The sequence below is a fragment of the Nostoc spongiaeforme FACHB-130 genome (genome assembly GCF_014698475.1).
GTDB lineage: Bacteria > Cyanobacteriota > Cyanobacteriia > Cyanobacteriales > Nostocaceae > Nostoc_B > Nostoc_B spongiaeforme.
In genome coordinates this window covers 36,365-57,150 of record NZ_JACJTB010000045.1, presented here as the reverse complement: position 1 = coordinate 57,150, position 20,786 = coordinate 36,365, and the positions used below count along the sequence as shown (strand labels likewise).

Genomic DNA, 20,786 nt, shown 5'->3' with positions numbered 1-20,786 from the left:
CATGTTGCCGCTAAAATCACCAGTCATACTCTACGCCTTTTTCTGCGTCAGCGTTTTGGTATTGATGTGCTTACTTTTGAACAGCATCCTCTGGCTTCATTCACATAAGGCGTACTATATAGACAGTTTATTATTTGCGCCAAACCACTAAGATTACACCCACAACAATAAAGCTTAAACCAACTAAGCGAATGAAAGGTATCGGCTCTTTCAATATCCAATAGCCAAGCAACACAGAAAAAATGTAACCTATAGATACAGATGGGCCAGCAACGCTCAGGTTAACTCTAGACAGTAGTAGGATATAAAACATAGCACCAAAACCATAGCAAGTTAATCCAATTAATAGTTCTGGTATTGTGATAATACTAAGAATGTGAGTGATTGCGTTGCCTAAGTTAACCCTGCCTAATTTATTTGCGCCTATTTTCAAAAAAAATTGTCCGGCTGTGCTGATGAGGATTGATACAATTAATAAACTAAATTCTTGCGGGGTCATAAGCTGTTATATCGTGTTCGGTGAAATAATTATCATTAAGACCGCAGAAGGATCTGAGGACGCAAGGGAGCATAGGAAAGGGTGTTTACATTTCTCCACCGATTTCCGGAATTATAACTAATTACCCGAACTTGATATTACTCACCTAAATTATACATTCAGCATATATTAATTTTGACTGACTAGAACTGAAAAATGATCTTTCACAACCTGACTCCTTTCTGCTGGAGAGACGCTGCATAGCAACGTCTCTACTTTATGTAATTATCAAGGATAAAGACCGCGATCGCTCAATGCCTGTGCTACTCTGCCTACACCCAAAGTATAGGCTGCTAACCGCAGAGGAACTTGGCGCACTTTAGACTGTTGAATCACTTGATGGTAAGCTTGCACCATCAAATGTTCCATTTCGCGGTTGACTCTTTCTTCATCCCAAAATAGGTAAGACAAACCTTGCACCCATTCCAGATAACTCACTACCACACCCCCAGCATTGGCCAAAATATCTGGTAGTACAGTTACACCCTGCGCTTCTAGAACACGGTTGGCTTCTAAAGTTACAGGGCCGTTAGCGGCTTCAGCGATAATTTGCGCCTGTATTTGATGGACATTCTCTGCTGTAATTTGGTTTTCTAAAGCCGCCGGAATCAAGACATCGCAAGGTAAAGTCAGTAATTCGGCGTTGGTAATAACTGTAGCGTTGGGGAAACCAGCCAAATGGTGACGATTTTCGGCGGCGTAAGCTTTTAAAGCGGGAATATCCAACCCATCAGCCGCATATACTCCACCTGTCCCGGTGGAGACTGCTATAACTTTCGCGCCTGCTTGGTGAAGTAGTTCAGCTGCTGCACCACCAACATTACCAAAACCTTGAATAACAACTCGCACTCCTGCTAAAGTTCTGCCTTGGTCTGCTAAAGCTTCCCGCACAATAATCATTGTGCCGCGTCCGGTGGCCTTTTCTCTACCAAGGGAACCACCTACAGATAGGGGTTTACCAGTCACAACCCCTGGGACAGCATGACCAACATTCACAGAATAAGTATCCATCATCCAAGCCATTTCACGGGCAGAAGTACCCATATCTGGCGCAGGGATATCTACGGACGGGCCGATATCTTTAATTAATTCGCTAGTGTAACGCCGGGTAATGCGTTCTAGTTCTCCCACACTATATTGTTGTGGATCAATGGCAATTCCTCCCTTTGCACCACCATAAGGAATACCCAACAACGCACATTTCCAAGTCATCAACATAGCGAGTGCTGAAACTTCCCGCAATGTGACAGCCGGATGATAACGAATTCCGCCTTTGTAGGGGCCTAAAATATCCGAGTGTTGTACCCGATGTCCTGCTAATACTCGCACTTCACCATTGTCTAGTTTCACGGGAATGGAAACTGTGACAACTTTGCGCGGATGGCTGAGAATTTCCAGTACACCTTGGTCTAACCTTAATTCTTTCCCGGCTGCTTCTAAGTAGCTACAAGCTTGATCGAATGGGCATATATGGGCTGGTGTAGCGGCTTCTAGAGGCATTGTCGGTGTTGCAATCATAAAAGTTTCTCCTCATCGCGGTATCTTTGCGAACTGGATACATATATGCCTAGCTTATCCTCTATATTCAAAAATGAATTATTTTCTGTAGTTTTTGTTACAATTTTATTTTTTGTTAAAAAAAGCACAGTTCTGGTGAAATGTGCTTTATAAACAGTGAATAATCAATATTTATACATCAGGGATCAATTGGGCAGAATAGCTCAGAAGTGAAATGACCATGAAAGCCATAGGGGATGTGATGTTTGAGGTGTAGACGAGCGATCGCACCTTTGGTTAAATCACTAGCATCTAAAATTACCACATCTGAACGGTGATGAGCCGCATCGTAAACCAAAGTGAGTATCCAACCATCATCTTCTTGTTCAGCACCAGGACGGGGTACAAAAATTGGTTCGCCTACAAAGCCACGGGGTGCATCACTCCAAAGTTGTTTTGCTCCTGTTTCTAAATCTAGTTTGAGAATTGCTTGTCCAGGAGCATGTCCCGTCTCTGCATGAGCCGCAGCTACATACACATAGCGATAATAACGCCCGACTTTATTAGGATTTACACTAGGAAATTCACAACTATGATTTGTGATTAATTTCTTTTGTACCGTTTGACTATCAAGATTTAGGTGAAACCGCCAAATATTACCGGGGGGAAACTGCTCAAAATCAACTTGGCGAAAATCGCTGGCTGGTTCTAGTTCGGGAAAATTCTCATAGCAAATAGTATCAATGAATATTTCATTGCCCACCTCAAAAGCATTGGCGTGATGGAAAATAAAGCCTGCTTGAGTTTCTAAAACTTGGACGTTTTGTTGTCCTTCTTGGGGAGTGCGGGGAATTACTAAAATCCGCGTCAACTTGTTGGGTTGAAACTTGATACTTTCTGCGGCACTACTAATACCCAAAGCAAATAATAGGGGATTAAAGGTGACAGGATTTTGAAAGAATATATAGTAATTGGGTGTAATGACAAAATCGTGAATAAAGCAGAAGCCAGGAATAGTATAATCATACTTTCTCAGAACTTTACCGATTTGGTTAAGTTCAAAAACACTCAGTTTAGTTGATAGCCCTGGGTTACTGGAAAAGTTCACTAGACAAGGTGCGCCACCATCTTGATAACTACTAGGGTCAATGCGGGGATGGGCGCTAAAGGGTTGACGCTCTGATAATAAACCGTGAAAATTTTCTCTACCCAAGGTTTCTAGTGTGTATGGGTCGAGGCGATAAGGGTCTTCACCTTCCCACAATGCCAACAGTTTTTCTGCCCAATAAATAACGCTGGTGTTGGCAGTGTTCTTAATTTTGAAATCGAAAAGATTCGCTAACCAACCACCGGGTTTTTGAGTGCCAAATGCACCGCGATATAAAATTTTTCCGGCTTTTTGTTCTGCTAAATAATCATCAGTCTGCACAAAGCGATTACGGAAATGAGCGCGACCTTGATTGAATGTAATGCGGCTAATCATTCCATCGCCATCAATGGGATGATGAATACGTTGTCCATTTATATCCAATAATCCAGGGCCATTTCTAAAAAGTGTACCTTGGAGTTGTGGGGGGATTTGTCCTTCTATCTCATCAATCCAATAATCATATTCTTGGGGTAGAGATTCATATCCTTTCTGCCAATCTTCTAGATTGTAAGATTTTTGTAATTCTTGATTTTTTAAATTCTGCATAGTTTTGATTTTTTTCACGCAGAGACGCAAAGGCGCATAGACACGATAGCGGCTTCCCGAAGGGTAGGACACAAAGAAAGAGAAAGAGAAAAAGAAAGAGATTTCACAAATGATTTAGGATTGCTATAGATAGAAATGCTAATCATGGATATTACTAATTAACCAACTCCGATCAATTCTGACTTCTGAATTCTGATTTTTATTCAATCACTTGTGATTCTTGTTCTGGGAGTATTAAATTTTGAATGAATGGTTCGCTGTTAGTTGGTAAGCTTTCGGTTTGGGTTTCCTCTTTTGGTAGCCAATTAAGAAACACTAGTGGTAACAAGGTGCTGAGATTGGTGATAATTACCAAAATCCACAGTGAGTCAAAGTTACTCTCGGTGATACCTAGCCAGTGCATAATGATGGCTCCAAATTCATAAGAGACCATACCGGCTAAGTTAAAGACGGACATTAATAAAGCAAATAAGGTTGCTTCGACTCCAGGGGGGCAAAGTCTGGCGGCTAATACCAAAACTGGCATATAGGCGATTTGTCCCATTACGGTAAGAATGAGGCTATCTCCCAAACTAAACCAGTGGTCATCTATACCTAAAGCTCGGTTGGTGTGAGTTACCAAAAGCAGCATTGTCATGCCTAAAGCTGCTGAAATCACGGTACTCCAACCAAAAATGAGCCGGAATGAAACGCTTTTGAGAAAACGTTGAAAAATCCAAATACCTAATAAGGAGGCGAGACTTGTAACTAGGCGGACTCTTCCTAAAAATTCTGGTTCAAAGTGGAGTTCGTTGGTACTGAAGTAGAAAAAAGCTGATTCGGCGGTTGGGGTAGCTTGCAAAATAAAGACGAAAGCTGCTGGTAGCCAAATTGTTTTTTGGCTGACTGCTTGGCGTAGTTGTTTAAGTTGATGTTTGATACTTAGGTCTTGAGTGTTATTAGTATCGTTAGTTTCTTGATTAACAGGAGATTCCGCAATAAACCAAGCCGCCGCAGAGACAATTAACGGAAAAGAAGCGGTAATAAAAAATACTGTGCGGGTGGTGAAATGTTCGAGCAAGATGCCACTGAAGTATGCTGTGACTAAACCACCAACAGCCGATGCGCCCCAACATAAAGATTGTAATGAGCCTGCATCTGCTTGGGATTCGACTCTGGCTCGTTCGACAACCAGGGAATCGACTATGACATCGCTGACAGCTACAGCCAGGGAACTGAGGGCGATCGCAGCTGTTGCCGCCCAGCTACTATGAACTACTGTGGCCATACTCACCCAAGCAATAGCACCTAATATCCCAGACAATACTAAATATGGGCGGCGACGATAGCCAAAAATTGGTAAGCCGTCAGACATAAAGCCAAATAGCGGCTTGATCATCCACGGTAAGGCGACAACACCAAATAATGCTGATACCTGCGCCGGACTCAGCATTAGTTCATCCTTGAGGAAAAAGCTAACAGCTAAACGCGCTAGTCCTAAAATCCCTTGGACAAAGTAAACGCTAAGAATAGCAATTAACTCGGCACTGGGTTCATGGCCGAAGAAGATTTTTTCGGTTATCGAGTCTTTGACCTTGGACAAGCCAGACGAGTCAATGAGCATTTGATAAATATTTTTTAAGTTTTGTCTACTTTTCTATAATATCGATTTCTTATGAATTGGGGAGTAGGGAGTAGGGAATAGGGAGTAGGAATCAATGATTAGCATTAATGCTGGATTCCAAAACTGCGATCGCTTTTGGTGGTACAGATGTAAAGCGAATTGTCACCAGATGTTCGTCAACCTCAGATTTTTTCATCACCTTGGCGTAAATATCTTCTTCGGTGCTGAGTTCGGTATTGAGTAATTTAAGTTTCAGGTTATTTAAGACTTCTAAAGAATTGAGCGATCGCATCTGTGCAACCTTGGGGGAAAGGCTAATCAATTCCCCTGGAAATGCTGTGCCAACGGCTTGTTTGCCTTGTAAGATTGTATACTCGACTAAAACTGGCTGAGTTAAAGTCACCATTTCCCCATCGTCGTTGGGCAGAAACAAATTATATTGCCCACCAACACCGTGAACTTCATAAATAGTGATTGATTCTCTGATGCCTTTAGGCTGGATTTGCATTTGGTTGCCAATGTTTAGTTCAATGTCAGCCTCTTTGAGGGTATTTTCCGAAATTAAAACTTGTCCCCCGACTGTATAAGTTTCGACACGAGAAGCCAAGTTGACATGGCTACCAACAACTGTATATTTAGCGCGTTTTTGGGAACCGATATTACCAGCAACAACTTCACCTGTATTAATTCCAATACCCATTTCTAGAATTGGGAGATTCATTTTTTTATTATGTTCATTGACTTGCTGCATTACTAATTGCATGGCAATTGCACAAGCGATCGCTCTTTGACAATCATCAGGACGATTCACAGGCGCACCGAACATCACAAAGATACCGTCACCCATAAACTCATTAATCGTACCTTTGTACTGATTAATTACATCAGTCATTGCCTCTAGGTAATAATTGAGAACTGACACCACTTGTTCAGGTGGTAACTGTTCAGACATGGCAGAAAAGCCACGTAAGTCAGAAAATAGCAGTGTGACTTTGCGGCGTTCGCCACCGATGGTTAAGCCGGTGGGATTTTCTAGTAAATTAGCAACGACCTCATCAGTCAGGTAACGTCCAAAAGTTTTCCGCATTCCATTGGCGGTTTCTGCAATGTAGTAAGTAACTGCGATCGCTGAACCAGCTAATGCTAAAAATGGCGGTACAATCGGAATCCACCAACCAGCTAAAAAAGCTATAAAACCAGTGCCGACTAAAGTACTAGTCGTTAACACCACATTAATAGGTAAACGGATTTTTTGATGACTATTGTGGCGTTGTACCCAACATAAAGTTGCACCTGCGATCGACCAACTCAAAATCCACAAATATTCTAAAGGCTCAGGTAAACTTTGAATTTGTGGACGACCATCTAGAGCAGCACTCAAAATTTGACTAATTAAATTTGCATGAATCGTCACACCAGCCATACGCTCTGGTGCAGCAAACACACTACTACTATATGGCGTATAAAATAAATCTTTTAAACTTTCAGCCGTTGCGCCAATTAGTACCACCTTATCCCGCAGCAAATCTGCCGAAATCTGATTGGTTTGGATTTGAGTTAAAGAAATTTTTTGAAACTTTTGTGTTCGTCCTCGATAGTTGAGCAGCACTTGATAACTACCAGCATTCGCCCGAATATAACTGCCATCATTAGCCTCAAAGATTGGAAAAATACCTTTGCCTAACTGTAAATAGTTTGGGTTCTTGACTGATGGTTGCTCGGTAATCCCTTCAGGCTTTAAATATAACAAAGCCAGCTTCAAAGCAAAGCTTTCTAAAACTTCGTCGTTTTTTAAATTAACGTAGAGCAATCCGCGTCTAATTTTGCCATCAATATCTATAGGTAAATCATTTGATCCAATTTGATGCTGTTGCTTCAATACAGGCGAAGCATTCACAGCAGAACTATCAATAGTATCAGAAACTTTTTGGACTCCAATAATATTAGGTGTCGATTTAAATACTTTCACTAAATCTTGATGACCAGGATTAACTGGTAAATCACGATAAATATCTAAACCAATCGCCCTGGGTTTTTGTTGCTTGATTTTCTCTAACACAGTAGCTAAAGCAGCATCAGTCATTGGCCATTGCGTTTGCCGACGGATATCTGCTTCATTAATCTCGACAATCACAATGCGGCTATCAACTGATTCTGAAGGACGCATTTGGAAAAAATGATCCAACGCTACTAACTCTAATAGTTGCAACCAACCCATCAACCTTAAGCCAATCACTAAGGCTGTCATACTAGGAACAGCAAATAAAACACCCCGCCATTGCCAAATTTGCGGCTTAAGTTTTGACCACATCATAATTTTAGGTACTGGGTATAGCAAATTAGTTTTTCATTCAATTCGCACTCCCCAGTTACCTATCCGTATTTTTTGTTACCTATTTACTGATCAAATAGAATTCAGGAGTCAGGAGCCAGAATTCATTCTGTGTCCAACCTTAGACAAACCAACAGAGTTAAACACTGCTGCCAACTTGAAAATTTGGATGTCTTAAATACTAGTTGCTTCTGAATTCTGACTACTGAATTCTGCTTTAGTCACTTTTACATCAATCAACAAATTGCTCAGAAGCCAGTGTATTTAAATTCACTGATTTCAATAATGTCCACCAATCAATTCTGGCTCGGACATTTTTCGGCTCACTGCGCCGTAATTGAGCTGAAGTTGCCAGTGCTTCGTACCAAATCCCAGCTTCAGCATAAAGGCTAGGTAATTTGCGTGGTTGTGTTTTGGCTAATGCTGCTGACAATGAGGCTTCCGCTTCAGTGCGTTCTACCCAACCATCTACCCAAGGATTTGTGCTGGCATCTTGAGAATTACAAACAACAGTGAAATACCAATGGTAAGTTTTCCCAACTGCCAATTCTGGGGCAGTCTTAGGTAAGGTAAAACTGATAATTCCAGGTTTATTTGGCAGCTTCAAGGTTGTTTCGTAAACAGAATTTTCATCTTGGTCAGTTAAAAGCACAAACTTGGCTGTTTTGACTGAAGATTCCGGTACAAACAAAAAAAATGTGGGACGTTCAGCTAATGTCAAACCTAGTTTATTTGGAGGTAAGAGAGGGACTATTTGTTTCTTGCCTTTCAAACAACTAGAACCACGAGTTGAACCACCAGCACTGGCGGGTGGATCTCCGCGTTTTGGTGGCTTAAATGCTTGGCTAATTTGCCATCCTTGCGTTTTTGAGACAGATTCAGCTTTTACTTGTGCTGTGAGACTAGAAATTGGCAGAACGTCTAAGCACAATATGGACAAGACGGCAAAATATACGGATGAATTAATCCATTTCATATTGATGATATTGCTTTGGTTTGAGATTTACAAAAACTGATAAATTTTTACTTACTGGCTTGTTCCAGGAATTCAGTTATAGCGGTTCTCGGTTGGATGAGGTACATTTCAACCCCACCCCCAACCCCTCCCCCGAAGTTTGCTCAACGGGGGGAACCCCCGCACGCAACTTCTCTCCGCAAGCGGGGAGGGGAGCGTTTGCGTCAGCAAATGCGGGGTGGGGTTCCAACTGTATTACAAGCAAGTAAGAACCGCTATATACCTGGCAGTCAGCTAAACTTAAGTGTTCCCAAAAATCACCTTGGAGTTTGCACTGTCCAAAAATAACTAGGATTTTTTTGTATAAATCAATACTTGAAATATTTAGTAGAAATGAGAAATTTGGCATCTTTACTGTTGACGATCGCACTTTTAACGCTGACTATTGACTATTGATTTTTGACGGTTAACCAATGATTAAAATCGCAGTTATTGGAGTTGGGCGTTGGGGCGTACATTTACTGCGGAATTTTTTAGCACATCCCCAAGTAAGTGTCGCAGCAGTATTAGATCCCCATATAGAAAGATTAACAGCAGCCAAGCAGCAATTTAATTTAGATGAAAATGTATTATTAACAACTCAATGGTCAGCTTTACAGGAAATAGCAGATTTAGCCGCAGTCGCGATCGCCACACCAGCCACGACTCACTATCATTTAATCAAAGATGCTCTCCAGCAGGGATACCATGTTTTAGCGGAAAAGCCTTTAACTTTAGACCCCAAGGAATGTGAGGAACTTTGCTATTTAGCAGAGTTACAAAAGTTAATCTTGATGGTTGACCATACTTATTTATTTCACCCAGCCGTTATCGCGGGAAAAGCGGTAGTTGAGGCGAATCAATTAGGTGAATTACGTTATGGTTATGCTTCTCGCATCCACTTGGGGCCAGTCCGCCAAGATGTTGATGCACTCTGGGACTTAGCGATTCATGATATTGCGATTTTTAACAACTGGCTGGGACAAGTACCTGTGAAGGTGCAAGCAACGGGGACAGTGTGGTTGCAAACAGCAGAAAACTCACCATCTGGTTTAGCAGATTTAGTTTGGGTGACGCTGACCTACCCGAATAACTTTCAAGCATACATTCATTTATGCTGGCTAAACCCTGATAAACAAAGGCGTTTGGCTGTGGTGGGTAGTCTGGGTAGTTTAATTTTTGATGAAATGTCACCGAATGCACCATTGACTTTATTACATGGTGAGTTTGAACGCCAAGGAAATCATTTTCTCCCGGTGAATCAAAGCCGAGAAGTGATTGAATTAAATCCAGGTGAACCTTTGCAACAAGTGTGCGATCGCTTTATTCAATCCATACTCCAGAATCAACCGCCGCTTGTGTCATCAGGTTGGGTAGGTACAGAGTTAGTCAAAATTCTGGCAGCTTTAACCACATCTCTCAATCAAGGTGGAAAATCTATTTTTTTAACCAATATTTAAGATTTTCAGAAAATCTCTCTACTCAGATCCCCGACTTTATTAGGTAGTTGGGGATTTTGATTTTTCAAGAAAGTATTAGGACTGCTATAGATTGAATATATATGAACATAAATTTTCAAATGACTATTTACTTTTACAAAGTGTGGCAGCCTTACGGTTGTTTTTCTAACTTTTCTTCCCATCCCATCCAAATCCAAGGTACTTATTGGTCAACAGTTGAGCATTATTATCAAGCCCAAAAGTTTGTGAGTAGCAAAGATGCAGCAATTATACCTGTAATTCATGCTGCTGCCACACCAGAAGAAGCCGCAGCCCTAGGACGCTGTAGTTCCAGGACAGTACGTTTAGATTGGGATTTGGTGAAAACTCAAGTGATGCGTGAAGCAGTACTCAAAAAATTTCTCACCCATACTGATATTCGAGAAGTTTTACTAGCCACAGGAGATGAGACGATTGTAGAAAATTCTCCTACTGACTATTTTTGGGGTTGTGGTCAAGATAAAACTGGTCATAACAATCTAGGTAAAATTCTGATGAAGGTGCGCGAAGAAATTCGTCACTTATGCCTTTACTCCGTAATTACCAGTGATTGTCACCAAGAGTAGATACATATAAAAGTGTCAGAATACTGATAGGGGGAATGCTGACATTCCCTAAATCAACAAAATTGAAAGGTAGTATCACTAGATTTACTTAATTGCAGCGATTAAAAATTAAAAAATTATAAAAAAATTAAGATTCATAGAGACAATTTTGGAATTGGTTGATTTACATAATCCTACCGAATACATCATTTTGCAGTAGGTATAAAATTAGTTGACAATTAATATTTTCTCGTCGTTATTAAAAGTCAAAGATAGAAATGGCGGCTCTGGGTATAGCAGCATTTTTCTAACATAGTTTAATTATTTTTTATAGGTTTAGTAGGCAATGGAATATACTGATAACCCAAGCGGTTCGCAGCCTCCCTTTGGTCAAGAGGGTTTATTACACCGGATAATTAACCGGATTAGGCGATCGCTGGAACTGGCAGATATTTTAACCGCTACCGTTGCCGAAGTTCGTTTGTTTTTGGCTACAGACCGAGTGATGGTATATCGGTTTGATGCTGATGGTAGTGGTGAAGTTATTGCTGAATCTCTGAATGATCAAGTACTACCATCCTTAATCGGGTTACGCTTTCCAGATTCAGATATTCCTCTGGAAAGCAGAAAAATGCTGTTATTAGGACAGCAACGTGTAATTGTTGATGTATCTAGGGGCAAATTAGGGTTATCTTTGCCAGCGCCCAACGCTACAGAAGAACTTCTAGAAAGCGAAAATACCGACTATCAACAAGTAGATCCCTGTCATATTCAATATTTAACAGCAATGGGGGTGCAGTCTTCGCTAGTGGTGCCGATTTTACATAGCGAAGTCCAAGGTGATTCTCTCAAACCCATACTTTGGGGACTATTGGTATCACATCACAGTCAACCACGAGAAATTTCCCCAGCAGAACTAACTTTAGTCCAGCAAGTTGTTGATCAAGTAGCGATCGCTATTACTCAAAGTAATCTTTACACCCAAACTTTAGCAAGACAGAAGCGGGAAGAGACAATTAATCATGTTACTACCCTACTACATCAATTACCTAACCTGGAATTACAGGCCGCTTTAGAAGAAACGATCACAGCCTTAAATGGCATAGGTGGCCGCCTTTACATTGAACCAGTAACAGAAGTTTACACATTTGGCGAGCAACCAACAATTCCATTTGAGGTAGAAACTAGCATCATCGAACAACATCCTGTTTGGCAAAAATGGATGGATGAATGCAAACAAGGTCAAATTTGGATGACCACTAACCTTTACCATGAAGCACATTTGCGTGTTTTGGCATTTGCGTTTCAACTAACCCAAATTCGGGGTATGTTAGTCATACCTCTGCATTACCGACAAAAATTAATCGGTGTGTTGAGTGTGTTTCGTCCAGAATTCAACACCGAAATCCTGTGGGCTGGACGACGTGAGCAAAATCCTCAACAACAGTTACCACAAATTTCTTTTGATGTGTGGCGAGAAGAAAAAAAAGGACAAGCTATTGCTTGGACAGATGAAGAAATTTCTCTCGCCCAGGCTTTGTCTCATAGCTTTTCGATTGCTATTCAGCAACAACAAATCTACCAAGAAGTACAGACACTCAATACCAATTTAGAACTGCGGGTAAAAGAGAAAACGGCGGAACTAGAAAAATCCTTATTGTTTACTAAGGTAACTAAGCAAGTTTCCGAACAAATTCGCCGTTCATTAGATTTGAAAACTACCTTACAAACTATTGTCTATGAAGTTCGTTCGCTGCTGAATTCTGATAGGGTTCTGATTTATCAAAGAACTGGTGAGTCGGAAGGTCAGGTAATGGTTGAAGAAATCAACGGGTCTTGGTCATCAACTTTGGGAATTCCCACACCAGCAGGCTGTATCCCCGATGAAGCAACAGGTTTATTCTTGCAGGGTAACGTTAAAACTATTAATAATGTCAATACGGATTCTATAAGTGCTTGTCACCGAGAATTTTTGCAGAGTATACAAGTACAAGCTAACTTAACTGTTCCCATCAATATAGGTTTGCAACTTTGGGGCTTACTGATTGTTCATCAGTGTGCAAAGCCCAGAGAATGGCAAGATACAGAAATAAATTTACTACAACAGTTGGCAGATCAAGCTGCGATCGCTATTCAGCAAGCTCAACTTTATGAACAAAGTTGTCTGTCTGAAGCAGAAGCTAGAGCAAAAGCTACACAATTAGAACGAACTTTAATAGAACTTCAAGCAGCACAAACACAATTAATTCAGACTGAAAAAATGTCTAGTTTAGGTCAACTAGTAGCAGGTGTAGCCCACGAAATTAACAACCCAGTTAACTTTATTTACGGTAACTTACATTATGCAAACAGATATACTCAAGACTTGTTAAAAATTATCGAACTTTATCAACTGCATTATCCTCAACCACATCCTGAAATTATGTCCACGGCCAGAAGCGTTGACTTAGAATTTTTGGCAGAGGATTTACCAAAAATGATTTCTTCAATGCAAATTGGAGCCGATCGTATCCGTTCGATTGTTTTATCTTTACGCAATTTTTCCCGATTAGATGAAGCAGAAAACAAACCCGTTGATTTACATGAAGGCATAGATAATACTTTATTAATTTTACAACATCGTCTGAAATCCACAGCTAATTTTACAGGCATTGATATTCTCAAAGATTATGGTGATTTACCATTGATAGAATGTTATGCAGGACAAATAAATCAAGTCTTTATGAACATTCTGACAAATGCTATTGATGTCTTGGAAAATCAAGGAGATTTAGCACAGGATAAATTTCAGCTTCCTAAGCCGAAAATTTCAATCTCTACTAGATTAGCTACAGATACGTCTCGTATATTGATTCGCATTGCTGATAATGGGCCAGGAATGACAGAAGATGTCAGGAAGCGAATTTTTGATCCTTTTTTCACCACCAAAGCTGTAGGCAAAGGTACAGGTTTGGGATTAGCAATTAGTTACCAAATTATTGTAGAAAAACATGGTGGAATGATGGATTGTATTTCCGAAGTCGGCAAAGGTACAGAGTTTTGGATTGAAATTCCCATTAGGTTGTTACGTCACATAAATAATAGAGAAAAGCAGGCAGTAGAATCAACTATAGTAATGGATTTACAATAGCTGATTAGTCTTATTTTCTCTCAATAAAAATTAACGAAAGGCGAATGTTAATTTAATAATTATGTTGTTTTAGTAATAAGTAATTAACAATTATTTAGTCGGAAAATAGAAATAAATTTCATTACTATTAATCCAATACTTATCAGTTATAAATATTAATAATTCTGATGCTAAAAGTAAAGTTTATTTGCATAAATATCCATATTAATCTACTGATGTTAATCTAATAAATGAAGCTATAGGAATATGATTTGATTCCTGAATCTAGTTGTGTAGGCAGGGAGTAGGGAATGGGGAGTAGGGAGTAGGAAAAAAGCCTGATCTGGGTGTACTGATTTTTTTCAGAAATCAAATATGAGTCCTATACTTAGCTTCCCTGGCAGATAAAACAGCTAGATTGCAATAAAAAAGAAGAGGTAAAACGCTGTTGAATTTATGTCTGTCTCGTACAAACCCAACAACACCCAACGCGATCGCTGATATTTCCTCAAATATTGAAAATCAGGGGGCGCTGTAAACTGGTTTTCATTGCTTGTTTTGAGTGGTGAAAGAGATTACATCCCTGCCTAGAAGAAACAAGAGGAGGAAATAATCTTAGCTAGTAAATGCTTGGGTGTTGTTGTATTTAGGTAAATCAGTGTAAGCTAGTAGCCAGCTAATTGCAGTAAAATGTAGAATCCAGAATTCAGCAGTAAGTTATTGAGTGGGGGTTATTTAATTTCTTCAGACTTGTAACTTCTGTACGGTCAAATGATCGTTCGCCTGAAGAATTCTGAATTTTAGTGAAATCAACATTTAAATAATTCAAATAGCGCCTTATGTCAATTATTGCGCTCAGAGCATGGTATCTCCAAGATTACGAACCGATTTCACAATTAGAAAAACGCCCAGCAGATATTCGTCTCAGTAAAAAAAGTCTACTGCGTTCGGCTTTGCGAGCAGACTTTTTAGAAGATAGTGATGACGTGAAAAAATCTGTATGGTTCGAGCGTTATTTGGAAGGAGAAAATATTGAATTTTATATTGAAGGTAGTGGTGGTTATTGTGTAGCTAATATTGACTTGATTAGTCATGAAATTTATTTCACCAAACAAGCATTGTTAGCGCAATTAGATCCAACCATTTTTTTCTGCTATCAAACTGAGTATAGTGTAGCTAGTGAAGCCTTGCGCGAGGGATTGCAAAAAAGCCTGGAAATTTTGAATATGCGATCGCGTCTGCCTTTAACATTAGTAGAATCCTATAGACCGAGTGATGGCATTCTGCGCTTAAATAAAGCCATGATGCGAAAAATCCGCAAGAGTTTGTTGTTTATAGCTGATACTACAGCCATCGCCAGCATTGACAGCCAAGAAAATCAGCAACTCATTCCTAGTCCCAATGTTTGCGTAGAAATTGGCTATGCAATTCAAAGTAAACGCTCCGAACAAATTTTGTTAGCACACATGCAGCGCCCAGATTTAGAAGGTAAAATTCCGTTTGATTTACCAACACAACAAATTCTGCAATTCAAAAATAGTACTGAACTCAATAAAATTATCATTAAAGCCCTAGAAGTTCAGTTAGCAAGATTTAAGTTATTTTACTAAAACGCCCATGTGGTTTTAACATAAATGCCATATCAGGGCCAGTCGGCACAATTCCACCAGGGTTAAGCGGGAAAAGATTGCCATAATAGTCTTGCTTGACACTTTCTAAATCACAAGTACCAGCCACGCCTGGTAACTGATATAAATCACGTAAGTAACCTCCCAAATTGGGATAGTCTTGAATGCGGTGGCGGTTACACTTAAACAACCCATAGTACACAATGTCAAAGCGAAATAGCGTTGTAAACAAACGTATATCCGCTAAAGTGACATTGTTACCACAAAGATATCGACTGTTATTCAACGCTGCATCAATTTCATCCAGAGTATCGAATAATTGATCACAAGCTTGGTTGTAGGCGGCTTGAGTTTGAGCAAAGCCACAGCGATAAACGCCATTATTAACATTTGTGTAAATCTTTTGATTCCACCAGTCAATTTTTTCTTTGAGTCCGGCTGGGTAGAGATTTAATGTGGGATTTGTCGCCAACTGATTAAATTCTGAGTTCAGGATGACAATAATTTCCGCACTTTCGTTATTGACAATGGTTTTGGTTTGTTTATCCCATAAAACTGGAACTGTACAACGCCCAGTGTAGCCAGGTTGGGCAAGCTGATACAATTGGGCTAGAGTTTGACAACCTTCATCTTCGCTAGTAAATACCCAACCCCCAGTCTCCGCCGAAGGTTCAACGGTAGTAACTGATATCACATCTTCCAATCCTTTGAGCGCCCTGACAACTAGTGTGCGATGCGCCCAAGGACAACCCAAGCCAACGTAAAGTTTATAACGTCCTGCTGCTGGTTGGTAAATGTTACCTTCAGCTTGACTCACAACACTTCTAAACTGACTGTCGGGACGAATATATTCCCCTGATTGATTGCGGGGGGCGAGTCGAGACATCATAATATGCCAAAGAGTCGTCCAGACAAACTTACCTAAACCAATAATGAGCTTTGGCGGTAGAGATTTGCCTTTTTTCTTAATTTTGGTATCAGTCATAGTTGAGTAGAAACCGATGTCTAGGACAAGCTACTAATTGCGTCTACGCATTTATGCTCAATTACAACTTTAACGCTCTTTCTCGTCTCTGTGCCTTGGCGTGAAGTTTTTACTCCTCTACACTCAAATCAACCTTATCGTAAATATCCCCCAGTAAAACCTGACAAGGAATAGAAGATAAATTCAACAAAAGATTTGCATCTTCATATTCAGAAAATATCCACTTATTATTATCGGTTTTGTAATAATGCTCCACGTGGATTTTATATTGGTCAATCAGAATATATTCTTGAAAATTAGGAATTGTCCGATAAGCAGCAAACTTTTCATCGCGGTCATAACTTTTAGTAGATTTTGATAACACCTCAGCAATCAACACTGGGTTAATTAAAGTATCCCGTCTTCCTTCTTGATATTCCAAAGGAGTTTTCACTACCGATACATCAGGATAAGTAAGGATATGTTTCTGAGGTATCCATATACGCTGGTCACTAGAATACACTTCGTAAGGCAGACGCTTCATAGCGTAAAGGATTGCTGCATACAAATTACCAGCAAGTTTGTTATGATTTGGTGTTCCACCCGGCATAAGAATAATTTGACCGTCAATATATTCGTGCTTTTCCTCTGAATTAACCTCAAATTCTAAATATTCTTCCGGCGAATAGTAGCGTTTTTCTGGTAACTGCATAACTACCAAAATAATCAGTAATTAACCGCAGATAAACACATATAATTTATCTGGGTATATCTGTTGTTTTATTTTAAGTTAACTCAACTCAACACTTGCTCGGCTTCAATAGCATTAATTTGGTCAATAACATTCCAAACTTCTTGTAACATTGGCTCTAAACCAGTACGAGTGACCGCCGAAATCACGAAAACTGGAGCATAGGCAAGGTGATTTAATTGGGTAGCTAACTCATCTAAATCAACTTCTTCTCTATCAACTGCGTCAATTTTATTCAGTGCTAAAATTTGCGGACGCTCTGCTAAACCGCGTCCATAAGCTTGCAATTCTTGTTGAATGGTATTGTAGTCTCTGATGACATCATCACTAGTTGCGTCAATTAAATGTAATAGTACCCTTGTGCGTTCAATGTGACGTAAAAAATCATGTCCCAAACCGGCACCTTGGGCTGCACCTTCAATTAGTCCGGGAATGTCAGCAAAAACTGTACCATCACCCGTAGGTTTCCGCACGACACCCAAATTTGGTATCAGAGTGGTAAAAGGATAATCAGCAATTTTTGGTCTGGCTGCCGATAATGAGGAAATCAAAGTCGATTTACCAGCATTTGGTAAACCAATAATTCCGACTTCTGCTAATAGTTTCAACTCCAAACGGAGAGACTTTTTTTCACCTTCTAAACCAGGGAGGGCGTATTCTGGGGCGCGGTTGCGGTTACTTAAAAAATGTTGATTTCCCAGTCCACCTTTACCGCCTTCGGCAATGACTAAAGTTTGTTCTGGTGTAATTAAATCGCCGATAATTTCATCAGTTTCGGCATCATAAATCACTGTACCGCAGGGAACTTCGATGATTAAATCTTTCCCGGATGCGCCAGTACGGTTATTAGGGCCGCCTCGACCACCATTTTCCGCCTTAAATAGATGGTTATATCTAAAGTCAAGGAGGGTTTGGAGGTTTTCTACAGCCTGGAATATCACAGAACCGCCGCGTCCGCCATTTCCGCCAGAGGGGCCGCCAGCCGGCACATATTTTTCTCTACGAAAGGCGACAATACCATCGCCACCTTTACCCGCTTCAACTTCAATTGCTACTTGATCAATGAATTGCATATTTCTACAGTGCTGAGTTGTGAGTTCTAAATTATAAGTTTTTTAATCAATGCTTTATCTTTATTCTCTACTTTTAACTCAACACTCAGCACTCAGCACTCAAATATATGGCGTAACATCCTCACCGCAGTCATCTGCCAAATATGAGAGGGCGCGGAAACGTAAACCAACTAGTTGTTCATAAAGTGGATTAATCTTACACAAGGGTGGGATGTGGACAATTTTGCGTCCAAATAAGGTGACATCTCGTTCAAAAGGACATTGAGAGGGAATCATTTTACATAAAAAGCGGGCAACTCTGGGGTCTTGCACATCTAGCCCATCTAACCAGTCGCGCAGCGAGTCGAGTGGTAAGTGGGGTGGTACTTTGGATGAAACTAGCGGATCTTGAATTTCTAGGGTATGACGCAGGGCTTGGATAATATCTTCTGGTAGTTCTAAAACTTGGCAAAATTGGTGTAGTACTTGATCTTCGCTAGAAGAATATGTACCATCAGCGATCGCTACCATCACTGCTGTACGTAAAAAATTTTCGGCTACTGGTGTACCTTTACCCAAGGCTGCGGCTAAGTCTTCTGGTGTAATGACTTCTAAAGATTCCCATTTTAGGCTCGGTGCTAATTCTTCTTTGGTCAGACTAGCAATAAACTGCTGTTCATGGTCATCAAAGTTGCCATCTGCCCAAGCAATGGTTAGCAGTCCACGCAACCAAGCGGCTATTTGTTCGCTACTGTATGGGGATTGTACAACACTAGTCATACATTTACTCCTCAAACTCCTCTCGATGATTACTAGGCTAACTTGAAGGTAACTGATTGCACAGTTAACTCACAGGCTTTTAAGATTTGCTGTTTTGCTAACTACAAGTAAAGTGCGATCGCTTCCTAATCACATTGCAAGTTAAACTACTCTTAAAATAATCTTGAGAATTTTTATACTTAAACTTGTACTAAGATAATTAATTTAGATAGCGGAGGTACTCAGCAATTGTGAACTTATGACCTTTAAATGCTGCTCACAGCACACTCAAATAGTCAAGTATTAAACATAAACTATTGAGAATAAGTATCAAATATGTATATATTCATCAATAGGTCAGCAGACACCCACCTCCTACACCATCAGTAAGGATTGTTCAACAATATTCCCAGAACAATCCTAAATGACTTATCAACATCTCTCTACCTTGTCTACCCTCTCCTCCTTGTCTCTGTTGTTCACATATCAAACAAGACTGCTATATAGCCCATAATTAGCAATTTCAGGTATCAGCTATGTTTTATTTTGGGATTGAGCATGAAGTCGCGTTCTTAAACCAAGAAGGTAAATTTGCCGATTTTACCCACACCAAATTTACCGATTTTGCTCAAATTGTCGACAGATTACCCATATACCCTAATGATTATCCTCAACTGCGTGTAGGTGATGCTGGAATTAAAAAGAAAAGATGGTACATTGAAGGATTTGAAAGATTTGCAGATTCTGATCAACCAATAGATTGTTTAGCCAAAGGTATTGAAATTAGAACCACCATACATACTGATATTCAAGGTGCGGTGAATGAATTATCAGAAAGTTTTAGTTTACTGCAAGAATTAGCAGTTAACTTTGGTTATACACCAGTTTTAGCTAGTTTTAACCCTTACAAAACAGTTTTTGAACCACAACCCCCATTAAACGATTTTGAAATCAAACAACTACAAGCTTATCCTGACGAGCAAACTGCTAATATTTACATGGTCAGTTACGGGCCGGATTTGAATATTTCTGTGGCAGATATGTCTACAGAAAAGTTAATTGATATTGGTCGAAAGTTAACTTATTACAGCCCTTATATCGTTCCTTTTACTTATAGTTCACCTTTTTATAATGGTAGTCTGTGGGAAGGGTTATCAGTCAGAACTTTTATTAGAACAGGTAAACGTTCAGCAACACTGGTTTTCGTGGAAAAACCAGAACAATTAATTCCTAGCATCCCATCATTAACCAAAGTTGCTCGCATTCCCGCAGAAATTGGACGTATAGAATTTAAAGCTTTTGATAGTTGTGATAATTTTAATATTTATGCAGCTTTATTGGCATTATTAAAAGGTTTGATATTAGATGAAACTCTACAGGATAGATTAACTGTACCCGATACAGCTTTGCACCAGCTTTCTGCTATGGAAGGTTTTGATAATGAAGAGATTTTTGCTAATGCTATAGAAATTCTACAAGCATCCGAGGTTGCTTTGAATGATGACCCAGATGTTAAATTGCTCACACCATTAAAAATAATGCTAGAACAGCGAAAAAGTAAATCCCATGAATTAATTGAGAAGTTTCACAAGCTAGGTTCGATAGAAGAAGTGCTACGACAAACTTATTGAGATTGAAAAATTAATAAATAGATGATTCATATAGCCTTTCTTACTCTAGTGAAGTACAAGCAAGAATAATTAACCGCAGATGAACGCAGATAGACGCAGATAAATTTGTACCTCAGCAGACTAGGAAAGGCTATATTTGATGAATACGCACAGATCCCCGACTTCTTTTAGAAGTCGGGGATCTAATA

Annotated in this window: 15 protein-coding genes and 1 pseudogene; 6 read left to right on the top strand and 10 right to left on the bottom strand. The window is 39.8% G+C overall.

Features of this window, described 5'->3' with window-relative positions; translation table 11 throughout:
* Positions 1-108: pseudogene (locus H6G74_RS31950) on the top strand (IS982 family transposase); the annotation flags it as partial.
* 22 nt (positions 109-130) lie between these two features.
* Here H6G74_RS31950 and H6G74_RS25085 read toward each other — a convergent pair.
* The 6 genes from H6G74_RS25085 to H6G74_RS25060 form a co-directional block, all read right to left on the bottom strand.
* Complete coding sequence (locus tag H6G74_RS25085; RefSeq protein WP_190970228.1) at positions 131-499, bottom strand: EamA family transporter; 369 nt, start codon at positions 497-499, stop codon at positions 131-133.
* A gap of 267 nt (positions 500-766) precedes the next feature.
* Positions 767-2,056 carry a Glu/Leu/Phe/Val family dehydrogenase gene (locus tag H6G74_RS25080; RefSeq protein ID WP_190970227.1) on the bottom strand — a complete coding sequence of 430 codons (1,290 nt, stop codon included), beginning with the start codon at positions 2,054-2,056 and terminating at the stop codon, positions 767-769.
* Between the two features lie 178 nt (positions 2,057-2,234).
* Positions 2,235-3,731 carry a carotenoid oxygenase family protein gene (locus tag H6G74_RS25075; protein WP_190970226.1) on the bottom strand — a complete coding sequence of 499 codons (1,497 nt, stop codon included), beginning with the start codon at positions 3,729-3,731 and terminating at the stop codon, positions 2,235-2,237.
* A gap of 199 nt (positions 3,732-3,930) precedes the next feature.
* Complete coding sequence (locus H6G74_RS25070) at positions 3,931-5,334, bottom strand: folate/biopterin family MFS transporter (RefSeq protein WP_190970225.1); 1,404 nt, start codon at positions 5,332-5,334, stop codon at positions 3,931-3,933.
* Positions 5,335-5,425: 91 nt separating this feature from the next.
* On the bottom strand, positions 5,426-7,648 hold the full coding sequence (locus tag H6G74_RS25065; RefSeq protein WP_190970224.1) for a CHASE2 domain-containing protein: 2,223 nt from the start codon (positions 7,646-7,648) through the stop codon (positions 5,426-5,428).
* 250 nt (positions 7,649-7,898) lie between these two features.
* The gene (locus H6G74_RS25060; protein WP_190970223.1) at positions 7,899-8,642 is read right to left on the bottom strand and encodes a DUF928 domain-containing protein; all 744 of its coding nucleotides are present in this window, start codon (positions 8,640-8,642) and stop codon (positions 7,899-7,901) included.
* Between the two features lie 452 nt (positions 8,643-9,094).
* On the opposite strand from H6G74_RS25060, the gene H6G74_RS25055 reads away from it, so the two are divergent.
* The 4 genes from H6G74_RS25055 (at position 9,095) to H6G74_RS25040 (ending at position 15,423) form a co-directional block, all read left to right on the top strand.
* Entirely contained in the window at positions 9,095-10,120 is a 1,026-nt protein-coding gene (locus tag H6G74_RS25055) for a Gfo/Idh/MocA family protein (protein ID WP_190970222.1), read from the top strand.
* 119 nt (positions 10,121-10,239) lie between these two features.
* The gene (locus tag H6G74_RS25050; RefSeq protein ID WP_190970232.1) at positions 10,240-10,725 is read left to right on the top strand and encodes an NADAR family protein; all 486 of its coding nucleotides are present in this window, start codon (positions 10,240-10,242) and stop codon (positions 10,723-10,725) included.
* 325 nt (positions 10,726-11,050) lie between these two features.
* Entirely contained in the window at positions 11,051-13,834 is a 2,784-nt protein-coding gene (locus tag H6G74_RS25045; protein WP_190970221.1) for a GAF domain-containing sensor histidine kinase, read from the top strand.
* A gap of 818 nt (positions 13,835-14,652) precedes the next feature.
* Positions 14,653-15,423, top strand: coding sequence for a hypothetical protein (locus tag H6G74_RS25040; RefSeq protein ID WP_190970220.1), 771 nt, complete (start codon positions 14,653-14,655; stop codon positions 15,421-15,423).
* Here the strand turns inward: H6G74_RS25040 and H6G74_RS25035 are convergent.
* From H6G74_RS25035 to H6G74_RS25020, 4 genes are all read right to left on the bottom strand, one after another.
* Positions 15,407-16,426, bottom strand: a complete 1,020-nt coding sequence (locus tag H6G74_RS25035) for a glutathione S-transferase family protein (protein ID WP_190970219.1) — start codon at positions 16,424-16,426, stop codon at positions 15,407-15,409. The genes H6G74_RS25040 and H6G74_RS25035 overlap by 17 nt on opposite strands.
* A 109-nt stretch (positions 16,427-16,535) precedes the next feature.
* Positions 16,536-17,117 (bottom strand): Uma2 family endonuclease, encoded by a 582-nt coding sequence (locus tag H6G74_RS25030; RefSeq protein ID WP_190970218.1) that lies wholly within the window; start codon positions 17,115-17,117, stop codon positions 16,536-16,538.
* Between the two features lie 83 nt (positions 17,118-17,200).
* A complete protein-coding gene (obgE, locus tag H6G74_RS25025) occupies positions 17,201-18,229 on the bottom strand; it encodes a GTPase ObgE (RefSeq protein ID WP_190970217.1) in 1,029 nt (342 codons plus the stop codon).
* Between the two features lie 99 nt (positions 18,230-18,328).
* Positions 18,329-18,988, bottom strand: coding sequence for a Mo-dependent nitrogenase C-terminal domain-containing protein (locus tag H6G74_RS25020; RefSeq protein WP_190970216.1), 660 nt, complete (start codon positions 18,986-18,988; stop codon positions 18,329-18,331).
* Positions 18,989-19,503: 515 nt separating this feature from the next.
* On the opposite strand from H6G74_RS25020, the gene H6G74_RS25015 reads away from it, so the two are divergent.
* Entirely contained in the window at positions 19,504-20,598 is a 1,095-nt protein-coding gene (locus tag H6G74_RS25015; protein ID WP_190970215.1) for a glutamate--cysteine ligase, read from the top strand.
* Positions 20,599-20,786: the final 188 nt, after the last annotated feature.